Origin of the sequence: Paraburkholderia tropica (assembly GCF_014171495.1) — a bacterium.
Taxonomy (GTDB): Bacteria; Pseudomonadota; Gammaproteobacteria; order Burkholderiales; family Burkholderiaceae; genus Paraburkholderia; species Paraburkholderia tropica.
Map to the genome: position 1 here is coordinate 706537 of NZ_CP049137.1, position 24631 is coordinate 731167.

Below are 24631 nucleotides of genomic sequence, written 5' to 3' on the forward strand. Positions count from 1 at the left end.
GCGGCCCGGCGATGACGACGGACGCAGCTCCCGCTCACCCGGTCGCCGACGCGACGCCGCGCGCCGTGCTCGACACGCGCGGCGTCTCGAAGACCTTCGGCGTCGTGCGCGCGCTGCGCGACGTCTCGCTCACCTTGCGCGCGGGCGAAGTGCACGGCCTGGTCGGCGAGAACGGCGCGGGCAAGTCCACGCTCATCAAGGTGCTCACGGGTTTTCATCAGCCCGACGCAGGCACGCTCGCGCTCGACGGCGCGAGCGTCGCTTTCGACAGTCCGCGCGCCGCGCAGCGCGCGGGCGTGTGCGCCGTGTATCAGGAAATCAACCTGATTCCGGAGCGCAGCGTCGCCGACAATATCTTTCTGTGTCACGAGCCAAAACGTTTCGGCATCCTGACCGATAGAAAGCAGATGCTCGAACGCACCGCGCAGATCGTGCAGCGTTACCGGCTCGCGGTCGATCCGGCGGCGAAGCTCGGCACGCTCGGGCTCGGCGCGCAGCAGATGGTGGCGATCGCGCGCGGCGTCTCGCTCGGCGCGCGTGTGCTGATTCTCGACGAACCGACTTCGGCGCTTAGTGGCGCGGAAGTGGACGTGCTGTTCGATGTGGTCGACGCGTTGCGCGCGGAAGGCATTGCGCTGCTGTTCGTGAGCCATCGGCTTTCCGAGTGCTATCGCCTGTGTGACCGTTTCACCGTGATGCGCGACGGCGCGGTGGTGCGCACCGGCACGCCGCAGGAGTTGCCGCGGGCCGCGCTGATCGCCGCGATGCTTGGCCGTGAAAGCGCGGGCGAGCACGCGTGGACCGACCGCTCGGGCAAGGCCGACGCCGGCGCGAGCACGACGCCCGCGCTCGAAGTCGACGGCCTGCAATGGGGCAACCGCGTGCGCGACGTGACGATGCGCGTGGCGCCGCGCGAGATCGTCGGGCTGGCCGGCTTGCTCGGCTCGGGCCGCACGGAAACCTTCAAAACGATCTTCGGCGCGCAAAAGCCCGATGCGGGCGACGTGCGTCTCGCGGGCCGCGCTCTCACGCACGCCACGCCCGCGCGCTCGATCGGACGCGGTCTGGCGTTTCTCTCCGAGGACCGGCGCGCCGAAGGGATCTTTCCGCGGCTGTCGGTGCGCGAGAACATCGTCGCGAGCCTGCTGCCGCGGATTTCGCGCTTCGGTTTCATCTCGCGCGCGAAGGAAGCACAGGTAGTGCGCGAGGCGATTGCGCGGCTCGGCATCAAGACGGCGGGGCCGGGCGCGCTGATCACCACGCTCTCGGGCGGCAATCAGCAGAAGGCGCTGATCGCGCGCTGTCTGTCGACGCAACCCGACGTGCTGCTGCTCGACGATCCGACGCGCGGCATCGACGTCGGCGCGAAGGAGGAAGTGCATCGCGTCGTGCAGCAGCTTGCGCAGGAAGGGCTCGCGGTGGTGGTCACGTCCTCGGAGATGGAAGAACTGCTCGCGCTGACGGACCGACTCGTGATGCTCAACGAAGGCGCGACGCACGGCGGCATGCCGACCGCGGGCGCGCATCCGGACGACGTGCTGGCCGTACTGGCGGGCCAGGCTGCGGACGCTGGCCCGGACAGCGGCGGCGCGTGAGCGCGTCTGACCGTCTCGCTTACCGCTGAACCTCCACGCGCTCGCATCCCCAGGAAGCGCCTAAACGACGCACAATCGACGAATCCCGCACCGATGGCGACCAACATTGAATCGAACGAGGAACGCTTGAGCCCCTCGAACTTCCCCGCGCCGCGCGCCGATCAGCCCGAAGCCGCGTCGCGCGGCCCCGCCGCCTGGCGCGTGGTGCTGCGCGAGCACAGCGTGTATTTCGCACTGGCGGCGCTCGTCGTGTTCAATCTGATCGTGACGCCCGGCTTCAAGAATCCGTTCGCCGCGCGCAGCCTGCTGTTCGAGGCGGCGCCGATCGTGTTGATCGCGCTCGGCCAGAACCTCGCCATTGCGACGCGCGGCATCGACCTCTCGGTCGGCTCGGTGATGGCGCTTGCGAGTGCTTCGATCGCCGTGTTCCTGCCTTATGGCGTGGGCACGGCGCTCGTCGGCGCGATTGCGGTGGGCGCTGTGGCGGGCTTGTGCAACGGCGCGCTGGTGGCGCTGCTGGCGATCGATCCGCTGATTTCCGGGCTTGCGCTGCTGGTCGCGGCGCGCGGGCTCGCGCAGGCGCTGCTCGGCGGCTCGCGCGTGAATTTGCCCGATGCGCCCGCCTTCGATCTGCTCGGCGCGGGCGCTCTCGGACCGGTGCCCATCGTCATGCTGATCGCGATTGCGCTGGCCGTGGTGGTGGCGTTCGTGGTGCGCCGCACGACCTTCGGGCGCTACACGATTCTCGTCGGCGCGAGTCGCAGCGCGGCGTTTCTCGCGGGCATTCCGGTGCGCCGCACGCTGTTTCTGGTCTACGCCGTGAGCGGCACGCTCGCGGGACTGGCGGGGCTGTTCGCGTCCTCGCGGCTCGGCGCGGCCGATCCGAATTACGTGGGCGTGAACTTCGAACTCGATGCGATCGCGGCTTCGGTGATCGGCGGCACGCCGCTGTCGGGCGGACGCATCTCGATCGTCGGCGCGGTGTTCGGCGTGTTGCTGCTTCAGGTGCTCGATGCGAGCTTCATCATGAACAACATCAGCTTTACGTATGCGCAGATCCTGAAGGCGGTGTTCATCGTCGTCGCGCTGTATCTGCAGCGCTCGGGAGCGTGAAGCGATGGCACACGAAACGACATCGACTCCCGCTAACGCCACAAACGCCGCGAATGGCGGCCGGCGCGCGCGGATCATCGCGCTCGTGCAGTCGCGCGGCGCAATCGGCATGCTGGTGGTCGTCGCGCTGATCGCGGGCCTTGTGTTCCCCGACTTCCTGCACTTCTCCAATCTCGCCGATATCGTCTCGAACAGCGCGTTCCTCGGACTCGTCGCGGTCGGGCAGAGTCTTGTGATCATTCTGGGCGGCTTCGATCTGTCGGTCGGCTCGATGGTCGGGCTCGGCACCGTGCTGTCGGCGTATGCCGCGCCCTACGGATGGGGCGCCGCGCTGCTCGCGCCGGTCGCGGCGGGCTTCGTCATCGGACTGGTCAACGGTCTGCTGATCGCGCGCGCGAAGATGGCGCCGTTCATCGTCACGCTCGCCGCGTTGCTCGGTTTGAAGGGCTTCGCGCTCGTGCTGGCGAGTCAGGATCTGCTGATCGCGAATCCGGGTTTCTTCGCGCATATCGCGAACGGCGCGATTTTCGGCATCAGCAATCTGATCTGGGTGCTCGCGGTGGTCTACGGGCTCGGCGCGGTGCTGCTCAATCACACGCGTTTCGGCGCGGCGATCTTCGCAATCGGCGGCAACGAGGAGGCGGCGCGCATGCTCGGCGTGCGCGTGGAGCGCGTGAAGGTGCTCGCTTATGGGTTGTCGGGTGCGCTGGCCGGATTGTCGGGCGCGCTGCTGGCCTCGCATCTGGATTCGGGGCTGGCGGCGGCGGGCACCGGTTACGAGTTGCAGTCGATCGCGGCGGCCGTGATCGGCGGCGTGCTGTTGACGGGCGGCGTCGGGACGATGGCGGGGCCGCTCGCGGGCGTGCTGTTGCTCGGCGTGATCGATAACGTGATCAATCAGGTCGGCACGCTCAGTCCTTACTATCAGAATCTCGCGAGCGGCGCGTTCCTGCTTGCGGCGGTGATCGTCCAGACCGTGCTGACGGGGCGTCGACACGGCGTCGCGCGTGCGACGCCGGGATCGGGCAAACCGCGCGGCGGTGCAAGCAAGGGCAAGGCAAAAGGCGCGGCGGGCTGAGGCCGGCTGCGGCTAACTCTCACTTATTGATGAGAGACGGTCAGCTTCACGCGTGCGCCGCCGTCGGTCTGGGCGGTGATTTCGGTGCGGCTGCCGCGGGCGCCCAGATAGAAGTGCTGGCGGTTGGGCGAGTTGACGTCGTGTGTGGCGTCGGGCAGACACGAGGCGATGTCGGCCCCGACGCCTTCCAGCGCGTTGGTGCCGGAGCCGGCGTCACGCCCGCTCCACATGCACTGATAGGTGCCGCGGCTGGCGGCGCATTGGGCGTCGTCGCCATAGGGTTGCGCGACGGCGCGGCCATCGTCGGCGCGCAAACCGGCGAAGTGTTGCGGCGCGGCGGCGACGATGCGTTTGAGCGCGGCGCAAGGGCTGGCGCTGTCGTCGGCGTGGACGGTGAGCGGCGCGGCCAGGGCAAGCGCAAGGGCGGCGCCGGTCGCGAGACGTTCAATCGCGGTCTTCATGGTGGCTACGCTGCGGGGCAGCGCCTCGTCGTGAGATCTTGCCGGGCACGCAAACGGCGTGCCGGGAACGCGCTTTGCAATCCGTCGCTGACTACGCTCAACGAGGACAGCGATATGACAAAGCACACTCCCACCCTGCGAGCGGCCGCCTGGATGCTCGGATTCGCGTTGATCGGCGTGGCGGGCGCGAGCCACGCGGCGTCGCAAGACGAACAGGAACACGCGTGCCGTGGTGACGCGTTCCACTTCTGTGCGAGCGACATTCCTAATAAAGAGAAGATCACCGTGTGCATGAAGCAGCACTACGACGAGCTGTCGCCGCCGTGCAAGGCGATGTTCAAGAAGCCGCCGAAGGGCAGCAAGTCTTAGAGAACGGAGAGGCCAGGTGCTGGCGGTGTAATTGGCTGAAGCTGGCCGAAGGCGAGAGGCGCGGAGCGCCTCTATTTTTTTGCGGATTATTTTCGCGATGGGGCTTGCGTGAATGGTATCGCCTCGCTAAGATTCGCCCCCTTCGCTGCACGCAACAAGCAATACGCCGCAGCGAAGCCCGCGACGAAACGAGCGGGTTCGCAGGATCAACAAGCTTTTTAAGCGGCGACGTAAAAAAGAAGTTGACGAAACGAAAAAGAGACTTCATAATCTCGTTTCTCTGCTGCTGACGCAGCAACGCAGCAAACGCCGGGTAGTAACAGTGCACTACGGTGCGGCAGTCGAACCGGGCAGTTTGCGCGACGCGATCTTTAAAAATTTACAGCCGATAAGTGTGGGCGCTTGATAGGTGATGCGACCTGACGGGTTCTTCGGAGCCGGTCAGGAGAAGCAAAAGTATCAAGAGTCTCACACTAAAGTAAGTCAGGTTTTTGAAGTAATTCAGATACCTGTCAGCTTTGAGTGAGCGACCGGTTCGAGAGAACCGAAAACAGTAACAGGTTTAAACTGAAGAGTTTGATCCTGGCTCAGATTGAACGCTGGCGGCATGCCTTACACATGCAAGTCGAACGGCAGCACGGGTGCTTGCACCTGGTGGCGAGTGGCGAACGGGTGAGTAATACATCGGAACGTGTCCTGTAGTGGGGGATAGCCCGGCGAAAGCCGGATTAATACCGCATACGATCTACGGATGAAAGCGGGGGATCTTCGGACCTCGCGCTATAGGGGCGGCCGATGGCGGATTAGCTGGTTGGTGAGGTAAAGGCTCACCAAGGCGACGATCCGTAGCTGGTCTGAGAGGACGACCAGCCACACTGGGACTGAGACACGGCCCAGACTCCTACGGGAGGCAGCAGTGGGGAATTTTGGACAATGGGCGAAAGCCTGATCCAGCAATGCCGCGTGTGTGAAGAAGGCCTTCGGGTTGTAAAGCACTTTTGTCCGGAAAGAAATCCCTGGTCCTAATATGGCCGGGGGATGACGGTACCGGAAGAATAAGCACCGGCTAACTACGTGCCAGCAGCCGCGGTAATACGTAGGGTGCAAGCGTTAATCGGAATTACTGGGCGTAAAGCGTGCGCAGGCGGTGATGTAAGACCGATGTGAAATCCCCGGGCTCAACCTGGGAACTGCATTGGTGACTGCATCGCTTGAGTATGGCAGAGGGGGGTAGAATTCCACGTGTAGCAGTGAAATGCGTAGAGATGTGGAGGAATACCGATGGCGAAGGCAGCCCCCTGGGTCAATACTGACGCTCATGCACGAAAGCGTGGGGAGCAAACAGGATTAGATACCCTGGTAGTCCACGCCCTAAACGATGTCAACTGGTTGTCGGGTCTTCATTGACTTGGTAACGTAGCTAACGCGTGAAGTTGACCGCCTGGGGAGTACGGTCGCAAGATTAAAACTCAAAGGAATTGACGGGGACCCGCACAAGCGGTGGATGATGTGGATTAATTCGATGCAACGCGAAAAACCTTACCTACCCTTGACATGTACGGAATTCCGCTGAGAGGTGGAAGTGCCCGAAAGGGAGCCGTAACACAGGTGCTGCATGGCTGTCGTCAGCTCGTGTCGTGAGATGTTGGGTTAAGTCCCGCAACGAGCGCAACCCTTGTCCCTAGTTGCTACGCAAGAGCACTCCAGGGAGACTGCCGGTGACAAACCGGAGGAAGGTGGGGATGACGTCAAGTCCTCATGGCCCTTATGGGTAGGGCTTCACACGTCATACAATGGTCGGAACAGAGGGTTGCCAAGCCGCGAGGTGGAGCCAATCCCAGAAAACCGATCGTAGTCCGGATCGCAGTCTGCAACTCGACTGCGTGAAGCTGGAATCGCTAGTAATCGCGGATCAGCATGCCGCGGTGAATACGTTCCCGGGTCTTGTACACACCGCCCGTCACACCATGGGAGTGGGTTTTGCCAGAAGTGGCTAGTCTAACCGCAAGGAGGACGGTCACCACGGCAGGATTCATGACTGGGGTGAAGTCGTAACAAGGTAGCCGTATCGGAAGGTGCGGCTGGATCACCTCCTTTCCAGAGCTCACGCACTCGCGTATCAAAGCGCTCACACTTGTCGGCTGTAATAAAGACAGACTCAGGGGTCTGTAGCTCAGTCGGTTAGAGCACCGTCTTGATAAGGCGGGGGTCGATGGTTCGAATCCATCCAGACCCACCACTTTGTCTGCAAAGGCGAGACAGATCCCTTGAGTTGTTTTGACTGGGGGATTAGCTCAGCTGGGAGAGCACCTGCTTTGCAAGCAGGGGGTCGTCGGTTCGATCCCGTCATCCTCCACCAATCCTCAATGCCTAGTGTCCGGTGAAACACAAGCCGGGTATTACGCATTGGCGATTGAGCCAGTCAGAGCGATGTGAGTAAAACCATGTCGGCTGTCGTTCTTTAACAATCAGGAAGAAGTAGTAAAGAGATTCATCTGAAAGCACTTAGAGATGGGTGCGAGTAGGTGAATCAGGGTTGTGATTGTATCAATGTATTTTTAAGTGATCGAAAGATTGCCTTGAAATACGGCGCAACACGAATACTCAACCTGTAGCGAGTGGATTGAGTGGTTCCTCCGGGGATCATGAGACACACCCGTTATAGGGTCAAGCGAACAAGTGCATGTGGTGGATGCCTTGGCGATCACAGGCGATGAAGGACGCGGTAGCCTGCGAAAAGCGGTGGGGAGCTGGCAAACAAGCTTTGATCCACCGATATCCGAATGGGGAAACCCACTCCGTATGGAGTATCCATGACTGAATACATAGGTCATGCGAAGCGAACGCGGCGAACTGAAACATCTAAGTAGCCGCAGGAAAAGAAATCAACCGAGATTCCCAAAGTAGTGGCGAGCGAAATGGGATCAGCCTGTACTCTTTATCTTTGTTGTTAGCCAAACGCTCTGGAAAGTGCGGCCATAGTGGGTGATAGCCCCGTAGGCGAAAACAGCGAGGAAGAACTAGGTGTACGACAAGTAGGGCGGGACACGTGAAATCCTGTCTGAAGATGGGGGGACCATCCTCCAAGGCTAAATACTCGTGATCGACCGATAGTGAACCAGTACCGTGAGGGAAAGGCGAAAAGAACCCCGGGAGGGGAGTGAAATAGATCCTGAAACCGCATGCATACAAACAGTCGGAGCCTCGCAAGGGGTGACGGCGTACCTTTTGTATAATGGGTCAGCGACTTACATTCAGTGGCAAGCTTAACCGAATAGGGCAGGCGTAGCGAAAGCGAGTCCGAACAGGGCGTTCAGTCGCTGGGTGTAGACCCGAAACCAGGTGATCTATCCATGGCCAGGTTGAAGGCACGGTAACACGTGCTGGAGGACCGAACCCACTAACGTTGAAAAGTTAGGGGATGAGCTGTGGATAGGGGTGAAAGGCTAAACAAACCTGGAAATAGCTGGTTCTCTCCGAAAACTATTTAGGTAGTGCCTCGTGTATCACCTTCGGGGTAGAGCACTGTCATGGTTGATGGGTCCATTGCGGATTACGTCGCCATAGCAAACTCCGAATACCGAAGAGTGCAATCACGGGAGACAGACATCGGGTGCTAACGTCCGGTGTCAAGAGGGAAACAACCCAGACCGCCAGCTAAGGTCCCCAAATATGGCTAAGTGGGAAACGAAGTGGGAAGGCTAAAACAGTCAGGAGGTTGGCTTAGAAGCAGCCACCCTTTAAAGAAAGCGTAATAGCTCACTGATCGAGTCGTCCTGCGCGGAAGATGTAACGGGGCTAAGCCATATACCGAAGCTGCGGATGCACATTTATGTGCATGGTAGGAGAGCGTTCTGTAAGCCTGCGAAGGTGCGTTGAAAAGCGTGCTGGAGGTATCAGAAGTGCGAATGCTGACATGAGTAGCGATAAAGGGGGTGAAAGGCCCCCTCGCCGTAAGCCCAAGGTTTCCTACGCAACGTTCATCGGCGTAGGGTGAGTCGGCCCCTAAGGCGAGGCAGAAATGCGTAGCTGATGGGAAGCAGGTCAATATTCCTGCACCATTGTTGAATGCGATGGGGGGACGGATCGCGGAAGGTTGTCCGGGTGTTGGAAGTCCCGGTCCTTGCATTGGAGAAGGCGCTTTGGCAAATCCGGGCGCGGAATTCAAGGGTGCGAGGCCATGCTCTTCGGAGCAGAAGCAACTGGAAGTGGTTCCAAGAAAAGCCTCTAAGCTTCAGTTCAACAGTGACCGTACCGCAAACCGACACAGGTGGGCGAGATGAGTATTCTAAGGCGCTTGAGAGAACTCGGGAGAAGGAACTCGGCAAATTGGTACCGTAACTTCGGGATAAGGTACGCCCTTGTAGCTTGACTGGCCTGCGCCAGGAGGGTGAAGGGGTTGCAATAAACTGGTGGCTGCGACTGTTTAATAAAAACACAGCACTCTGCAAACACGAAAGTGGACGTATAGGGTGTGACGCCTGCCCGGTGCCGGAAGATTAAATGATGGGGTGCAAGCTCTTGATTGAAGTCCCGGTAAACGGCGGCCGTAACTATAACGGTCCTAAGGTAGCGAAATTCCTTGTCGGGTAAGTTCCGACCTGCACGAATGGCGTAACGATGGCCACACTGTCTCCTCCCGAGACTCAGCGAAGTTGAAGTGTTTGTGATGATGCAATCTCCCCGCGGCTAGACGGAAAGACCCCATGAACCTTTACTGTAGCTTTGCATTGGACTTTGAACCGGTTTGTGTAGGATAGGTGGGAGGCTGTGAAGCGGGAACGCTAGTTTCCGTGGAGCCGTCCTTGAAATACCACCCTGATCTGTTTGAGGTTCTAACCTTGGTCCGTAATCCGGATCGGGGACAGTGCATGGTAGGCAGTTTGACTGGGGCGGTCTCCTCCCAAAGGGTAACGGAGGAGTACGAAGGTACGCTAGGTACGGTCGGAAATCGTGCTGATAGTGCAATGGCATAAGCGTGCTTGACTGCGAGACTGACAAGTCGAGCAGGTGCGAAAGCAGGTCATAGTGATCCGGTGGTTCTGTATGGAAGGGCCATCGCTCAACGGATAAAAGGTACTCTGGGGATAACAGGCTGATACCGCCCAAGAGTTCATATCGACGGCGGTGTTTGGCACCTCGATGTCGGCTCATCTCATCCTGGGGCTGTAGCCGGTCCCAAGGGTATGGCTGTTCGCCATTTAAAGAGGTACGTGAGCTGGGTTTAAAACGTCGTGAGACAGTTTGGTCCCTATCTGCCGTGGGCGCTGGATATTTGAAGGGACCTGCTCCTAGTACGAGAGGACCGGAGTGGACGAACCTCTGGTGTACCGGTTGTCACGCCAGTGGCATCGCCGGGTAGCTATGTTCGGAAGAGATAACCGCTGAAAGCATCTAAGCGGGAAACTCGCCTTGAGATGAGATATCCCCGGGGCTTCGAGCCCCTTGAAGGGTCGTTCAAGACCAGGACGTTGATAGGTCAGGTGTGGAAGCGCAGTAATGCGTTAAGCTAACTGATACTAATTGCCCGTAAGGCTTGATCCTATAACAGGTGTGTCTTTGCGAGACGCACGGTTGAGAGATCAGTGTTGTGCCGATATAAACAACACAACCCGAATTCAGTAAAACTCTTTACGCTTCTTCCAGATTGGCTGTGGCGCCCCGAAAGGCGACGCAGCAACCCGTCATGCCTGATGACCATAGCGAGTCGGTCCCACCCCTTCCCATCCCGAACAGGACCGTGAAACGACTCTACGCCGATGATAGTGCGGATTGCCCGTGTGAAAGTAGGTAATCGTCAGGCTTCTTATGCAGTACGTCCAGAACCCCGGCTTCTCCAGAAAGAGAGCCGGGGTTCTGGCGTTTGGGCGTGGGAAATACGCGTCGCCAGAACGCTCAGGCAGGAACAAAAAAACGGCCGTCCCTTGGGACGGCCGTTTTGCCTTCGACATCTGCATTCTTAGCCCTCCCTGTGCGCAATTGCGCTATCTTCTAAAGCCAATTTCAAGACGACATTAAATCGCTTTAAGAATCAGTGAATTAAAATATTTAAATAGCATCAAATTGCTTATTTGTTGAAGTTTCGCAAAATTCCGTCGATATATACTCGTGGGTAGCTTTTTGCTACGAACTTAAAATAACACGTTATACCGACAAGAATCCGGGGAGCTTCCGCGCACGCGTTCGCGTGCAGGAAGCGCGAAACATGCAACGCCGATGGAATGACCACGCGCGCAGCACTGTACTGCGCCATTCATTTTCGCCGCGAAACGACACACGGCGCGTTCACACGCGCCGTAGTCGCACAGCATCTCATCCAGCGCCGCATCTCGCAGCCGCACTCCAATCTCCTGTCGCTTTATTCGCGCGTGCCGTCCTGTGCACGCGCGTCGTCGTTTCAGTTCCTTCTATTACCCAAGGAGTCTCCATGAAGTTGTCCCTGACCTGCGGCGCGGTGCTCGCCGCTGCTGCGATCGCGGCGCTGAGCGGCTGCGCGACGGAGTCGTCGCGTACCTTGCCGGTTCCTCCCGTTGCGAGCGCGCAGCGTCCGCCCGTCGGCCAGCCGGTGAAGATTGCTGTCGGCAAATTCGATAACCGCTCGGCCTATATGCGCGGCATCTTCTCCGATGGCATCGACCGTCTCGGCGGCCAGGCGAAGACCATTCTGATCACGTCGCTGCAGCAAAGCGGCCGTTTCAACGTGCTCGATCGCGACAATCTCGACGAGATTCGTCAGGAAGCCGGCTTCGCGAAGCAAGTCCAGACGATCAAGGGCGCCAACTACGTCATCACGGGCGACGTCACCGAATTCGGCCGCAAGGAAGTCGGCGACCACCAGCTGTTCGGCATTCTCGGCAGCGGCAAGAACCAGATCGCCTACGCGAAGGTGAGCATCAACGTCGTTGATACCACGACGTCGGAAGTGGTCGCCTCGTCGCAAGGCGCGGGTGAATACAGCCTGTCGAATCGCGAAATCATCGGCTTCGGCGGCACCGCGAGCTACGACTCGACGCTCAACGGCAAGGTGCTCGAGCTGGCGATCCAGGAAGCGGTCAATCACCTGGCCGATCAGGTCGACGCGGGCGCGCTGCGCACCGCGCACTGAGCATCCGCATCCACCGATCAAAACAACTACGCATACGGGGTTTAACCATGAAATACATCGGCACGCTTCGGGGATTGTGTCTGCCTGTCACAGCAGCGACGCTGCTGCTCGCGGGCTGCGCGCCCGCCACGCCGCCGCTCTATCAGTGGACCGGCTATCAGCCGGGCGTCTACGACTACCTGAAAGGTCAGAAGTCGCCGCAGGAACAGATCGACGCGCTCGAGAAGTCGCTGCAGGAAATCCGCGCGAAGGGCAACAAGACGCCGCCGGGCTTCCACGCCCAACTGGGCTTGCTGTACGCGAACGTCGGCAACGACACCCAGGCTATGCAGGAATTCGACGCCGAGAAAAATCTCTTTCCCGAGTCGACGACCTACATGGACTTCCTGATGAAGAAACCGAAGCAACAATAAGCGAGCGCACCGACATGTCCCGAATCCTTTCCCTCAAGCTCTGGCTCGCGGTCTCCGTGCTCGCCCTGCTGTCCGCCTGCGCGCAGCCCGTCAAACACGTGGATTACACGGCGTTCAAGAACGCGCGTCCGCGCACGATTCTCGTGCTGCCGCCCGATAACTCGACGACTGACGTGACCGCGTCGGACAGCATGCTCTCGCAGATGACGTTTCCGCTCGCCGAAGCCGGTTACTACGTGATCCCGGTCGCGGTCATGGAGGAGACGTTCAAGCAGAACGGGCTCACGACGCCGGCCGACATCCAGAAGACCTCGCCCGAGAAGTTGCGCGAGATTTTCGGCGCGGACGCGGCCGTGTACGCGACGATCACGCAATACGGCACGAAGTATCGCGTGCTCGACAGCGCGACGGTCGTCACGGCATCGGCGAAACTCGTCGATCTGAAGAGCGGCGACGTGCTCTGGCAAGGCAGCGCGAGCGCGAACAGCAACGAAGGCAACAACAACAGCGGCGGCGGTCTGATCGGCATGCTGGTGATGGCGGCGATCAAGCAGGTCGCGAATTCGCTGACCGACAAGAGCCACGATATCGCGGGCGTGACGAGCTATCGTCTGCTGCACGCGGGTCCGCCGACGGGCCTGCTGTACGGTCCGCATTCGCCGAAGTTTGGCACGGACTGAAGCCGTACGCCGCAATCACGCGGCTATAAAGCGGCAATAACGCAGCCGCAAATAAAAAGGCCCGTCACCGAAGTGACGGGCCTTTTTCATTCCGGCGCGCTCAACTGCCGCGCGGCGGAAAAGCGCTTAGCGCTCCAGGAACGGACGCAGCTTGTCGGCGCGGCTCGGGTGCATCAGCTTGCGCATTGCCTTGCTTTCGATCTGGCGGATACGCTCGCGCGTGACGTCGAACTGCTTGCCCACTTCCTCGAGCGTGTGGTCCGAGGTCGTGTCGATGCCGTAGCGCATGCGCAGCACCTTTGCTTCGCGCGGCGAGAGCGCCTTGAGCGCCTCGTCGATCGCAGCGCGCATGTTCGCATGGATCGCGGCGTCGGCCGGCGATGCCGAACCTGCGTCCTCGATCATGTCGCCGAGCGTGGCGTCGCCATCGTCGCCCACCGGGCTTTCGAGCGAAACCGGCTGCTTGGCGATCTTGAGGATGCCGCGCACCTTCTCTTCGGTCATGCCCATGCGTGCGGCGAGGTCGGCCGGATGCGCTTCCATGCCGGTCTGCTGCAGGATCTCGCGCGAGATGCGGTTCAGCTTGTTGATCGTTTCGATCATGTGCACCGGCACGCGGATCGTACGCGCCTGGTCGGCGAGCGCACGCGTCACGGCCTGGCGCACCCACCACGTGGCGTACGTCGAGAACTTCCAGCCGCGGCGATATTCGAACTTGTCCACCGCCTTCATCAGGCCGATGTTGCCTTCCTGGATCAGGTCGAGGAACTGCATGCCACGGTTCACGTACTTCTTCGCGATCGAGATCACGAGACGCAGGTTGGCCTTGACCATCTCGCCCTTCGCCTGGCGCATCTTCGCTTCGGCGGCCGTCATGCGACGGTTGATCGCCTTGATCTGCTGCAGCGACAGCGAGGCTGCGGCTTCGATTTCGGCGAGCTTGCGCTGTTCGGCCTGAACGGCCGGCAGGCTGCGCTCGAGCGCGGGACCGTACTTCGTCGAGGCGGCGGCTGCGCGCACGCCCCATTCGAGGTCGGTTTCCTTGCCCGGGAACTGTTCGATGAACGTCTCACGCGGCATGCCGCAGCGGTCGACGACGATCGCCAGCACGTTGCGCTCGATTGCGCGGATCGCCGCGACCTGCTCGTGCAGCAGCGTGCACAGGCGGTCGATCGTGCGGGCCGTGAAGCGGATCGGTGCGAGTTCGCTCTGGATGTCGGCGCAGATCTGCATTTCGGCGGCCGTCGCGCGTGCATTGGCGTCGCCGGTGCAGGTCATGGCGTCGAACAGCGTGCGCACGCGCGCGAAGATCGCCAGGCTGTCCGCCTTGAGCTGCGCGAGCAGGGCTTCGTTCGCCTTGGCGTTGTCGGCTTCCGCGTCTTCTTCGCTGTCCGAGTCGTCCGAGTCGTCGTCGTCGCCGGCCTGGGCTTCGACGTCGTCGCTCGAGTCGGCTTCGGCGGCGGGCGCCGGTTCCGCAGCGGCTTCGTCGCTGCCGATGCCGTCGACGAGCTCGTCGATGCGCATTTCGTCGGCCGCGACGCGATCGGCGTCCGCCAGAATGGTCGCGACGATCGACGGGCAAGCCGCGATCGCCTGGATCATTTCCTGGAGGCCGTCTTCGATGCGCTTGGCGACTTCGATTTCGCCGGCACGCGTGAGCAGCTCGCTCGAACCCATTTCGCGCATGTACATGCGCACTGGGTCGGTCGTGCGGCCGAATTCCGAGTCGACCGTCGAGAGCGCGACTTCGACTTCTTCGTCGGCTTCGTCGTCGGCCTGGCGGTCGGCGCGCGAATCTTCGTTCAGCAGCAGCGTGTCGGCGTCGGGCGCCTGCTCGTAGACCTGCACGCCCATGTCGTTAAACGTCGCGACGATGGTTTCCAGCGCGGCCGTCTGCGCGAAGTTGTCGGGCAGGTGGTCGTTGATGTCTGCGTGCGTCAGATAGCCGCGCTCGCGACCGAGCTTGATCAGCGCGCGCATCTGATGCTGGCGCTTTTCGAGTTGCGAGGCGCCGTCCAACGGAGTCGCATCGCCGGTCTTGTCCTTGGAACCGCGGCGGGCGGTGCGGGTAGACGTGGGCGCGTCTTCCCGGTCATGGCTTGTCAATACATTCTCCTCGAAAGGAATTGCCCCACGAGGGCAAAAAGGGTCACGCGCCAGCGGCTTGGCGTCCTGGCGATGACGAAATTGCAGGGGAATGGGCGGGGGCGCGAGGTCCCGCCGAGCGAGCGCCAACACACGACGGCGTGGCGTCCTGGATTTTCGTGCAATGCAGAAAGATCGCGTATGGTAGTGCGTTACGCCATGCGAAGCAACCCGAACGTGGTGTTGGCGCACCGCGCCATAGTCCGCGCCGCCCTTTCGGGGTCGAAGCGCATTCGAAATGGATGAAAGCCGCGTGGGAGACTTCGTTGCCGCATCGCTTTTCTACGTTGGATTTTCCTGTTTGACGTTTCTCTGCGCGTGTGAATTAGACAAGTATCCGGGTTCCCGGTTCTCCGTTTTTCTATCGATGAGCGAAACGGATAGTTGCACGTCGTATCACAATCGCCAGCCGCCGCAATCGTTCCCCGTTAAACCGGTCGCGGCGCTCGCAACCCACACTATATAGAACGTGCTGTGCTCATAACCGTTGACGGGCGCTGATGCCCGTCTTTACGCGTGTTGCGCCCGCCGGTTACGGCGGAAAGGTGTCGTACTGCGGCAGCGTATCGGTGATGTCGTGCCACGGTGCCTTCGAGCCGACAAACAGGTGACCTTGTGGCCGGATCGTGGGCGCGTCGACGAGCGTGCCCATCGTCACGTGCACAAATGCGCCTTCGCGCACCACTGAATAGAGCAGCGAGCCGCACTGGCGGCAGCGGATGTCGTGCGCGGCCTGTGGATCGCCGTAGACGAGCACGTCGGCCTGATCGGCTTCCAGACGCAGCTGCGCGCGCTCGATGCCCGCAAACGGCTTGAACGCCGCGCCGGTCGCGCGTCGGCACTGCGAGCAGTGGCAGTTGAAGGCGTAGCCGAATGCGTCGTTCACGCGGTAGCGCACCGCGCCGCACAGGCACTGCCCGCGCAGCGAGGCGTGGGGCTTGGAGGGGGCGATCGTGTTCATGGCACCCTTTGGCAGGTCGGGCGAGCAAACCCGGCGAAACGTTACGGAACAGCGCAAGCCGGCGCGCGAGGCGTGTGTTTCGCGTTTCCCGGTAACGTGCTGTGGCCCAAAGGTTACCGCTTATGGGGCTTTTCGCGCCGAAATACGCCCTGCGACGCGCATCCCAGACGCCACAAGGCCTCCGAAGCCCTGTTGACCGCGAAAAAAACGTACTTTCCGTCAGATTTTGGCGCCGAAGGGGACCATCGACAGGTGACGTCTCCCAAATCCGGTTACCTCAAGCGCTCGACGCGCTCATCCGGGCCGATCCCGCAGTTCCTTCAAGCCGTTGATCACGACCAGCAGGGCGCGGCCGTGCTCTTCCGAGCCGTCCCACGCCTCAACGATAGCGTTGCGCAGCAGATCGTTATAGGCGCCCGCCTGACGCGCGGCCGCCTTCACGCCATAGAAACTGCATAGCTTATTGAATGACGCGCTACGGCGCAGCCTGCGCCCGTTCGAAGCGCGAAGCCGCGAAACGGTAGGCTGGCTGACGCCGGAAAGCCTTGCTATCTCGCTGGATGAGCGGCTATCTGCCGTCAGCCGGCGCAGCAGTTCCTGCACGGGAAAATGAGTGTCTGGGGCTTCCATGTCATGCATTATACCTATACAGTAACGCTTATTGAATTGCTCGCCGAAACTGGCGGGCTGGCTGTATTTCCGAGGATGTCGATGGCGCTCAATCACCTACCCCCACGTTTTGCTGGTCCAGGATCGGATCGGAGACGGGAGAAGATCTCCCGACGATCGTCCTGCGCAAGGAGTGGGAGCGCAGGCTGGGCGGCGGCCGGTTCCTGTGGGGCATCAATCAGCCGCTCGGCAACAGCGCGCAGGTTGCGGCGTTGCGCACCGGTTCGCTGCTCGCGCTGTTTTCGGCGGCGGCCAGCCGTCCGCGCATGACCGAGCTGCGCCGCGAGGGCGCGCTGGTCTGGAATGCCTGGGTCGATGCGAGCGGGCAGGTGCGTCCGCTGCCGCCGCATGTGTTTGTCACGAGCCGTCTGCGTTTTCCGTCCGGCAAGCCGCGCGATCATCACTACGCGCTGGTGTGCGCGTCGCCGACCGAGCTCACGCTCGGCAGCAGCCTGCGCGTGCAGCCCGAGCGTCTGCGCAGCGTGAGCACGGGCAAGGCGCCGTCGCCGTCGCAGGGCACGGTGGTCGTGGACCGCGCGGAGCGCTCCGGCGCGAAGGCGGCGAACAACGCGGGCGCGGGCGATGGAAAAGCCGCCAAAACCTACGCCGTCGCATTCGGTGTGGAACTGGAAGCGCCGTATTTCGTGCGTCTCGCGCAGCCCACGCGCGTGAAGGCGCGCGACATGGCCGCGCTGCACGACGCCGCGCGCAACGCCGACTTCGACGCCTGGGTCGAGCTCACGCGCCGTCTGCGCAGCGCGCCCGCGCAGCCCGCGCGCGGCGTGACGAGCGATCTGTTCGATCTCGGCGCGAAGGCGCGCGAAGCCGGCGCGCTGCGCGAAGCTGAATTCACGCTCGGCGCGGAAACGTCGCGCTGCCGTATGGAAGCCGCGCAGCCGAACCCGCGCGGCGTCACGCGCGAGCTGTTCGCGCGCGATCTCTTCGATCTGCTGCCCGCCGACTGCGCGCCCGCCCGGCCGCCGCGCGCAGCCCGCAACGACCTGCTGCGCGGCGTGCGCACGCGCACGGTCTCGCGCGGCCCCGCGCAAGGCGACCTGCTGCACGACGTCGCGCAGGGCGATCTGCTGTTTGGCGCCGATCCGGCGCAATCAACAATGGAACTCTTCCATGGCGATACCCACCCATTCGCGCGAGGCCGAAGCCGCCCGACGCTTTCTTGAGGCGAGCCGCAACGTCGACCAGGCGTTCCGCGCCGCGCAGCAGGCCGCGTTCGGCGACCTCGATCCCGCGCGCTCGCACGGCGCGGCGCAGTCGCGTCTGGACTTCGCGCTCGACGAACTCGCACGCGCCGAGGCGCTGTTCGATTCCGTCACGCGCGTGCAGGGGCGGCGGCGCGCGCCCGCATCGTTGGACGCCTGATCGCGCTCGACGCCCATCAGCCGTGAAGCAACGATGACCCGCGAAGCCGCGCAAACCGGCATCGGTCCGATGGCGCTCGTGGCCGTCGAGCAGCGCTTGCCGGCCGAGCGCCGCATCGTCGTCGACGATCTGGCGGCCGCGCTGCTGCCGACACCCGCACGCTGGCTCATTGCGCTGATGGGCACGCGCACCGCGCTTCGGCTCGTCGCGCTGGCCGAGCGTCGTTATCCGGGGCTGTGGGGCGGCATGCTGTGCCGCAAGCGCTTTATCGACGACGCGCTGACGGAAGCGCTCACCGACGCGTCACCGCAAATGGAAGCGTTCGTGAACCTCGGCGCGGGTTTCGACACGCGCACGTTCCGCCTGCTGCGCGGCACGGGCGTGCCCGCCTGGGAGCTCGATCAGCCGGCGAATATCGAAGCCAAACGTCAGCGCCTGTTGCGGCGCTTCGGCAAGCTGCCCGCGAACGTCACGCTCGTGGCCGTCGATTTCGAGCATCTCGCGCTCGACGCGGTATTGGCTGCGCAGGGCTATACGCGCAGCCGCCGCACGTTTTTCGTCTGGGAAGGCGTCACGCAATATCTCGACGGCGCGAGCGTGCACGCGACGTTCGAGATGCTCGGCCGCGCCGCGGCGGGCAGCCGCCTGGCGTTCACATACGTGAGCCGCGATTTTCTGGAAGGAAAAGTGCCGCCGGGGCAGGAGGGTGTGTACCGGCGATTCGTCGCGCCGAGGGCGATCTGGCGATTCGGCATCGATCCCGAGGCGATGCGCGCCTTGCTCGCCGGTTACGGCTGGCGCGTGATCGCGCAGCCGGAGCCCGAGGCGCTGGCGCGCCGTTATATCGCGCCCACCGGCCGCCTGCTGGGCTGCATGCCGATGGAGCGCGTGGTGCTCGCCGAGCGCGTGTAGCTCACGCGGTGCGTCCGGCTGCACACCGTAGCCGCCGTCTTACGTCGGCGTAGCGTCCGGCGAAGATGCGGCCAAAGATGCCGCCAAAGGCGCGGACTCCAGCTCGAGCACGGCCGCGACGAGCGGCCAGCGCGCCGCCGCGTCCTGCCAGGCGTCCTGCGCCTGCACGTCGTAGTAGCGATCGGCGTCCACGCCGTCGACGAGCCGCGCGAGCGCGTCGATATCGCTCGGCAGCAGCGGATTGCGGCGCGCGCGCTGCCCGTTCAGCCAGAGTTTCAGCGACATTTACTTGCCCTCCACCCAGACGCCGTCCGGCGTGTGGATCACATAGCCATTCGGCGTCGTCATCGACACGGTGCCTTCGTTCTCGCCCACCATGCGCGTTTGCGGCAGACCGTTCGCGTACTGCGCGAGCGGTTCCGCGCCCGGCGCGAACGGGCTCTTGGCCACCAGATTCGCGAGCAGTTGCGCGAGCGCGAGATAGCTGGTCGGCGTATCGATCGTGACCGGGCCGCCCGCGTGCTCCGTGCCCGCCGGCAAGCCGACGATCTTCACGCCCACCGGCACGTGCACGATGCGCGGCGTCGGAATTTCACGCATGCCCGCGATCTGGTTCTCTTCGCCGCGCAGCGCCGCGCCGTGCTCGGGCACGAACACGATCACGGCCTTGCGGCCCGATTGCGCGACGAGGTCGATCAGCTTGTCGACGTCGCCGAGCAGGGTTTGCAGACGGATCGGATACGACTCCAGGCTCGTGAGCTTGCTGTTGGGCAGGCGGTTGCCGTCGTGCATCGACACCGTGTTGTAGTAGAGCGCGACCGGCCCGCCGCCCGCCGCGAGCCGCTGCTTGTACCAGCGCGCGAGCACGTCGTAGTCGTCGACCAGCGGCGAGTTGTCGAATTCCTTCATGAACACGGGCAGGCCGTCGTTCGACGGAATCGTCACGCCCGGCACGCCGATTTCCTTGAGCACGGTGCCGCGGAAGTCGTCGAAACGGCCGTTGTGGTTGAGCAGCGCCTGCGGCGTGTAGCCGGCCTGCGCAAGCTGCGCGAACAGATGGCATTCGGCCGGCGCCGGATCGTAGAGCGCCTTGTGCGCTTCCTGTCCGCAGGTCGCGCGCAGCACGCGGATCGCGGCCGGGCCGCTATAGCTCGCGCCCGAGCTGAAGTTCTGGAAGATGTAGTCGAAGCGCGAGAACAGCGGGTTGTTGCGCGCCTTCACGACGTCCATGTCGTCCCACGAGAGCGAGCAGATATGCACGACGATGATGTCGAACTGCGCGTTGGCGTCCTGCGTGAGCGGCGTGAAATTCACGTGGCGGCCCGCTTCGTTCGCGCGGAACGCCGCGAGCTGCTGATCGTAGGTGCCGGCCTGCTCGTTGCGCGGCTCGTTGGCGTTGCGGCTGTCGCCATCGGCGTTGTCGCCCGAAGCGCTTTGCGCGAACGCGCTGCTGGCGTTCGCGACCAGCGTGCCCGCGCCGTGCCATATCGGCACCACGACGAGCGCGATCAGCACCAGCGTCGTCACGCGAATCCAGCGGTTGATCAGGAAGTAGAGCAGGATGGCCAGCACCGTGCTCACGATCATCTTGAGCGAGACGAGACGCCCGAGCAGTTCGAGCATGTACGACGGCGTGAAGGTCAGCAGCACGGGGATCTGCGAGATCGCGCGGCTGATCGGCGGCCAGCCCGACTCGTGATAGAACAGCGCGATGCCCGCGAGCACCGCGAGCACGTTGCGCGTGATGCGCAGCCAGCGCACATGCAGCGGCACCAGCAGCGCGGCCGCGAACACGATGTTCAGCAGCCACAGCGGGCTGAATGTGCCCAGTGCGTACAGGTACAGCTTGGCGGCGAAGTAGAGATTCCAGAGGCCCATGGTGTGTCGCGTTCCCGCGTTGCGCGGCTAAATGTCGGTCGTGAGGTCGGTCGTGCGTTCGTACGGTCGATCGTGGCCGACGGGGTCGTATCAGGGCTGGCCGGCCGGGTCGCCCCGTCCGGCTCGCCGCCGCGTGAAGATGTTTTCGAGCGCGTCGAAGAAGGCATCGGCCAGACGCAGATAGCCTTGCCAGCTCAGCATGATCAGCTCGACGAGCCCGTTGAGCGGCGCGTCCTCGGGCGGCACGTCTTCCCAGTCGAGCCACGCATCGGCGCGGCCGAACGTGCATTCGACGAGACGCCGCTCGCGCTCGATGCTCATGTCCTCGAAACGCACGCCCAGGCGCCGGTCCGCGAGCCGCGCGACCACCGCCGGAAAGTCGTGCTCCACCGCGCCGCGCGCGAGACACACGCTCACGCGCTCGCCCGCGGCGAGCGTTTCGAGGCCCGAGTCCGGCGGCAGCACGAGGCCGAGACCGCCCATCGAATAGTTCTCGGTCTTGCAGGCGAGCGTGCGGCCGTCGGGCAGCGTGAGCATGGCGGGCACGCGCAGCGGAATGCGGTGCGCCACGCGCACCTGGCGCGCTTCCTTCGCCACGCCCACCGCGAGACCGAGCACCGTGAGATTCACGCCGGCCCAGAACAGGTTCATGAACACGGTCGCCGGCTCCTCGCTCTGCCAGATCGTCAGCCGCGCGAGCCCGGCCAGCACGGCGCACACGTTGATGCCGAGCAGCACCAGATACGGCGTCGAGATCGTCCAGTCGAGATAGTCGTGCTCGATGTGGCCGCCCTTGGACGTCACGTTGAACTTGCCGAGCTTCGGATTGAAGAACGCGATCGTGGTTGGCAGCACGATGTACCACGCGAGCACGCTTTCGTAGGCTTCGGCCCAGAACGAATGGCGATAGCGTCCCTGAATGCGCGAGTTCGCGGTCGCCGAAATCACGAGATAGGGCAGCACGTAGGCGAGGATCACGGGCGCCGGCGTGTTGATCACGTGCAGTCCGAAATACAGGTACGCGCAGGGCATCACGAGGAAGATCAGGCGCGGAATCCCGTAGAAGAAGTGCAGCATGGCGTTGCTGTAGCACATGCGCTGGAAGAACGAGAGGCCTTTGCCGAGCCACGGATTGTCGATGCGGAAGATCTGCGTCATGCCGCGCGCCCAGCGGATGCGCTGACCGATGTGGCCCGCGAGGCTTTCGGTCGCGAGGCCCGCCGCCTGCACCGTGCGCAGATACGCCGAAGTGAAGCCGTGGCGATGCAGGCGCAGCGAGGTGTGCGCGTCCTCGGTCACGGTTTCCACAGCAAGGCCGCCGATCGACTCGAGCGGGCCGCGCTTGATGATCGCGCACGAGCCGCAGAAGAAGGTCGCGTCCCAGAAGTCGTTGCCGTCCTGGATCAGGCCGTAGAACAGGCTGCCTTCGTTCGGCACGCGATGGAACGTGTCGAAGTTGCGCTCGAACGGATCGGGCGAGAAGAAGTGGTGCGGCGTCTGCACCATCGCGCATTTCGGATCGGCGAGGAACACGCCCACGGTCGTCTGCAGGAACGAGCGCGTCGGAATGTGATCGCAGTCGAAAATCGCGATCAGCTCGCCGTCGGTGAGCTTGAGCGCGTGGTTGATGTTGCCGGCCTTCGCGTGGTTGTGCTCCTTGCGGCGGATATAGCCCACGCCCACTTCGGCGGCGAAGTCGCGGAATTCGTCGCGGTCGCCGTCGTCGAGGATATAGATGCGCAGCTTGTCGCGCGGCCAGTCGATCGTGCTCGCGGCGAACACGGTCGGGCGCACCACCGACAGCGGCTCGTTGTAGGTCGGAATGTACAGGTCGACGGTCGGCCAGTCGGCGGGATCGTCGGGCAGCGCGCCGGGCTTGCGGCGCAGCGGCCACGCGGTCTGCACATAGCCGAACATCAGCACGACCCACGTGTAGACCTCGGCGGCGAACAGCACGTAGCCGACGATCGCTTCGGCGGGCGTCGTGAGGTGCAGCGTCTGCGTGCTGCGCCACCAGACATAGCGGCCCGTCATGAGGATCGAGAGCATCACCATCAGCATGGTCGCGAGACGCCCCGGCACGCGGCGCGCCAGCATCACCATGAGCCACACGAGGAAGAACAGCAGCACCTGCGAGCCGAGCGGCAGCGGCGTGGTGCAGACCGCCACGGCGGCGATGAAGGCGAACAGAAGCAGGCACTGGCGCAGGAACGGCACGCGGTCGAGCGCTTCGGAGAGCTTTTCGAGGCGCGCGCGGATGCCGTCCCAGTCGACGGCGGGCAGGCGCGCGGCCACGGCGTCGCTCGCACGCGCGGCGCGCCGGTAGAGCGGTTCGAGGCGCTTGTCGAGCCAGACGCGCAAGGCGATGCGGTGCGGATGCGGCTGCTTGTGCAGCTTGCGCAGATCGGCGGCCAGACGACGGCGCGCGCGGCGCGGGCGCAAGAACAGGCGCCAGATCCACGCGCCGGCGCTGCGGTCGCCGCCCATGTTCAGGCGCTCGACGATGTCGTTGCCGAGCGTCGTGAAGACGAGCGCGGGCCAGTCGCGCTTGCCGGGGCGCGGCGGACGGAAGAACAGGCGCAGCAGCCACTGGCCGCGCGGCGCGTCGGCGGCGAGGTCGAGCTGCGGCGCGCCTACGCGGCGCACGGTGGACCAGATCGCGGCCCAGAACGCGGTCCACCGCGCCGAGAAAAATGCGGCGATGCGCGCGCGACTCATCGCGCCGCTCCCGTCGCCCGGTCGGGCGGCGCGGGGCGCGCGCCTTCGGGCAGGCCGCCGTGCGTGTCGATGGGCGTGCCGGTCGCCCAGTGCGAGAGCCAAGAGGCGACGCCGTTCAGATCGTGCGCCGCCTGCGAGCCCGGCGAGCCGAGACAGAAGTTCGCGCCGCTTGCGAGCGCGGCGGGAATGCCCGTGTCGGCGTGCACGATGTACGGCAGCATGGCCGCGCCGAGCCGCGCGCGCAGCAAGGCGATCAGATCGGTATGCAGCGGCCGCGCGGGCACCACGGCGTTGGCGACGAAGGCGGTGCGCTTGCCCGCGCGCACCAGCGCGGCGCTCAGGCGCGGCAGCGTCGCGCAGGCGGTGGCGTCGGGCGCGATCACGCCGAGCACGAGGTCGGCGGCGGCGATCGCCTGGCGCGCGTGCGCCGACGGCCACGGCGCGCAGTCGATCAGCGCGATCGCGTTGCCCGGCAGATCGACGCGCGCGAGCAGTCTGCGCAGCCATTGCGGATCGGCATCGAGACGCGACGCGCCGTCGGCGGCGCTTTCGTCGACCTCATGGCCGACCTGATCGGGCGCGCTGCCCCACGGCAGCACGAGCACCTGGTCGTCGCTTTGCAGCGCGGCGCGCGCCCACGTGTCGCCCGACGCGCTCGCGTCGTGCAGATGCGTGACGAGCCCTTCGCGCGCGCTCTCGCGCAGGCCGAAATGCAGGCCCAGCACATTGCGCGGATCGCATTCGACGGCGAGCACGGGGTGCGAGCGCGACGCGAGCAGGCTCGCGAGCGCGGCGGTGAAGGTCGTGCGGCCCACGCCGCCGACGGAGGAAACGATGGCGACGGTCTTCATGAGCGCGGCTCCGCGAGCGGAGCGGAGGGGTCGGAGCTGGCGGACACAGCCGGCGTGACAGACTTGGTAGACGAAGCGGCGGACGCCGGCACGGCCGACGGACGGCGCATCGCGACTTCCTTGCGGCGCTTGCCGCGGATCACGAGCGCACCCAGTTGCGGCGGCAGTTCGAGCGGGCGCTGACGCGCCGGTTTGGCCCAGTCGGGCACGAAGCGTCCGAGACGCAGACGCCACGCGAGCCACCAGAGCGGTGCGGCGAGGATCAGCCCCCAGACGAAGTAACCGAAGAAAATATCCATGGCG

General features: G+C 63.6%; 18 protein-coding genes, 2 tRNA genes, 3 rRNA genes and 1 pseudogene. 15 read left to right on the forward strand and 9 right to left on the reverse strand.

What is annotated here, in order from left to right; translation table 11 throughout:
* Positions 1 to 11 precede the first annotated feature (11 nt).
* The 3 genes from G5S35_RS33610 (at position 12) to G5S35_RS33620 (ending at position 3786) form a co-directional block, all read left to right on the forward strand.
* A complete protein-coding gene (locus G5S35_RS33610; RefSeq protein WP_183040611.1) occupies positions 12 to 1595 on the forward strand; it encodes a sugar ABC transporter ATP-binding protein in 1584 nt (527 codons plus the stop codon).
* Between the two features lie 93 nt (positions 1596 to 1688).
* The gene (locus G5S35_RS33615) at positions 1689 to 2708 is read left to right on the forward strand and encodes an ABC transporter permease (protein ID WP_080180717.1); all 1020 of its coding nucleotides are present in this window, start codon (positions 1689 to 1691) and stop codon (positions 2706 to 2708) included.
* A gap of 4 nt (positions 2709 to 2712) precedes the next feature.
* On the forward strand, positions 2713 to 3786 hold the full coding sequence (locus tag G5S35_RS33620) for an ABC transporter permease (RefSeq protein ID WP_183040612.1): 1074 nt from the start codon (positions 2713 to 2715) through the stop codon (positions 3784 to 3786).
* Positions 3787 to 3809: 23 nt separating this feature from the next.
* Here G5S35_RS33620 and G5S35_RS33625 read toward each other — a convergent pair whose 3' ends face one another.
* The gene (locus G5S35_RS33625) at positions 3810 to 4247 is read right to left on the reverse strand and encodes a hypothetical protein (RefSeq protein ID WP_183040613.1); all 438 of its coding nucleotides are present in this window, start codon (positions 4245 to 4247) and stop codon (positions 3810 to 3812) included.
* Between the two features lie 153 nt (positions 4248 to 4400).
* Here G5S35_RS33625 and G5S35_RS33630 point away from each other — a divergent pair, with 153 nt between their 5' ends.
* The 9 genes from G5S35_RS33630 to G5S35_RS33670 all read left to right on the forward strand — a co-directional run bounded on the left by G5S35_RS33630 (position 4401) and on the right by G5S35_RS33670 (position 12814).
* Positions 4401 to 4616, forward strand: coding sequence for a hypothetical protein (locus tag G5S35_RS33630; RefSeq protein WP_065057939.1), 216 nt, complete (start codon positions 4401 to 4403; stop codon positions 4614 to 4616).
* A gap of 564 nt (positions 4617 to 5180) precedes the next feature.
* A 16S ribosomal RNA gene (locus G5S35_RS33635) occupies positions 5181 to 6713 on the forward strand.
* A 65-nt stretch (positions 6714 to 6778) separates the two neighbouring features.
* Positions 6779 to 6855, forward strand: a tRNA-Ile gene (locus G5S35_RS33640).
* Positions 6856 to 6899: 44 nt separating this feature from the next.
* Positions 6900 to 6975: transfer RNA gene (locus G5S35_RS33645), tRNA-Ala, on the forward strand.
* 306 nt (positions 6976 to 7281) lie between these two features.
* Positions 7282 to 10160: ribosomal RNA gene (locus G5S35_RS33650) — 23S ribosomal RNA — on the forward strand.
* A 145-nt stretch (positions 10161 to 10305) separates the two neighbouring features.
* A 5S ribosomal RNA gene (rrf, locus tag G5S35_RS33655) occupies positions 10306 to 10419 on the forward strand.
* Together the 16S, 23S and 5S rRNA genes with 2 tRNA genes alongside form the textbook arrangement of a ribosomal RNA operon.
* 624 nt (positions 10420 to 11043) lie before the next feature.
* Positions 11044 to 11721: a CsgG/HfaB family protein gene (locus G5S35_RS33660; RefSeq protein WP_065064879.1), complete on the forward strand. Its 678-nt coding sequence runs from the start codon at positions 11044 to 11046 to the stop codon at positions 11719 to 11721.
* 47 nt (positions 11722 to 11768) lie between these two features.
* Positions 11769 to 12134, forward strand: a complete 366-nt coding sequence (locus tag G5S35_RS33665; RefSeq protein ID WP_065064877.1) for a DUF4810 domain-containing protein — start codon at positions 11769 to 11771, stop codon at positions 12132 to 12134.
* A gap of 14 nt (positions 12135 to 12148) precedes the next feature.
* The gene (locus G5S35_RS33670; RefSeq protein WP_065064875.1) at positions 12149 to 12814 is read left to right on the forward strand and encodes a DUF799 domain-containing protein; all 666 of its coding nucleotides are present in this window, start codon (positions 12149 to 12151) and stop codon (positions 12812 to 12814) included.
* Positions 12815 to 12940: 126 nt separating this feature from the next.
* Here the strand turns inward: G5S35_RS33670 and rpoD are convergent, their stop codons facing one another.
* From rpoD to G5S35_RS33685, 3 genes are all read right to left on the reverse strand, one after another.
* Positions 12941 to 14920 carry an RNA polymerase sigma factor RpoD gene (gene rpoD, locus G5S35_RS33675; RefSeq protein WP_065064872.1) on the reverse strand — a complete coding sequence of 660 codons (1980 nt, stop codon included), beginning with the start codon at positions 14918 to 14920 and terminating at the stop codon, positions 12941 to 12943.
* A gap of 571 nt (positions 14921 to 15491) precedes the next feature.
* Positions 15492 to 15920 (reverse strand): GFA family protein, encoded by a 429-nt coding sequence (locus G5S35_RS33680; protein ID WP_110327148.1) that lies wholly within the window; start codon positions 15918 to 15920, stop codon positions 15492 to 15494.
* A gap of 294 nt (positions 15921 to 16214) precedes the next feature.
* Positions 16215 to 16550 (reverse strand): helix-turn-helix domain-containing protein, encoded by a 336-nt coding sequence (locus G5S35_RS33685; RefSeq protein ID WP_110327175.1) that lies wholly within the window; start codon positions 16548 to 16550, stop codon positions 16215 to 16217.
* An 81-nt stretch (positions 16551 to 16631) separates the two neighbouring features.
* Between G5S35_RS33685 and G5S35_RS39765 the strand changes: the two are divergent.
* The 3 genes and pseudogenes from G5S35_RS39765 to G5S35_RS33700 form a co-directional block, all read left to right on the forward strand.
* Positions 16632 to 17557: pseudogene (locus G5S35_RS39765) on the forward strand (hypothetical protein); the annotation flags it as partial.
* A gap of 160 nt (positions 17558 to 17717) precedes the next feature.
* Positions 17718 to 17969: a hypothetical protein gene (locus tag G5S35_RS33695; protein WP_065064866.1), complete on the forward strand. Its 252-nt coding sequence runs from the start codon at positions 17718 to 17720 to the stop codon at positions 17967 to 17969.
* 33 nt (positions 17970 to 18002) lie between these two features.
* Positions 18003 to 18881: an SAM-dependent methyltransferase gene (locus G5S35_RS33700; protein WP_183040615.1), complete on the forward strand. Its 879-nt coding sequence runs from the start codon at positions 18003 to 18005 to the stop codon at positions 18879 to 18881.
* Positions 18882 to 18920: 39 nt separating this feature from the next.
* On the opposite strand, the gene bcsR is transcribed toward G5S35_RS33700, so the two are convergent.
* The 5 genes from bcsR to G5S35_RS33725 form a co-directional block, all read right to left on the reverse strand.
* Positions 18921 to 19166: a BcsR/BcsP family cellulose biosynthesis protein gene (gene bcsR, locus G5S35_RS33705; RefSeq protein ID WP_074983347.1), complete on the reverse strand. Its 246-nt coding sequence runs from the start codon at positions 19164 to 19166 to the stop codon at positions 18921 to 18923.
* On the reverse strand, positions 19167 to 20759 hold the full coding sequence (bcsG, locus tag G5S35_RS33710) for a cellulose biosynthesis protein BcsG (protein WP_065064860.1): 1593 nt from the start codon (positions 20757 to 20759) through the stop codon (positions 19167 to 19169). It abuts the gene before it with no gap.
* A 90-nt stretch (positions 20760 to 20849) separates the two neighbouring features.
* Positions 20850 to 23477, reverse strand: coding sequence for a UDP-forming cellulose synthase catalytic subunit (gene bcsA / locus G5S35_RS33715; RefSeq protein ID WP_176081329.1), 2628 nt, complete (start codon positions 23475 to 23477; stop codon positions 20850 to 20852).
* A complete protein-coding gene (gene bcsQ, locus G5S35_RS33720) occupies positions 23474 to 24328 on the reverse strand; it encodes a cellulose biosynthesis protein BcsQ (RefSeq protein WP_065064856.1) in 855 nt (284 codons plus the stop codon). Before bcsQ ends, bcsA begins: the two co-directional genes overlap by 4 nt.
* Entirely contained in the window at positions 24325 to 24627 is a 303-nt protein-coding gene (locus G5S35_RS33725) for a hypothetical protein (protein WP_183040704.1), read from the reverse strand. Before G5S35_RS33725 ends, bcsQ begins: the two co-directional genes overlap by 4 nt.
* Positions 24628 to 24631: the final 4 nt, after the last annotated feature.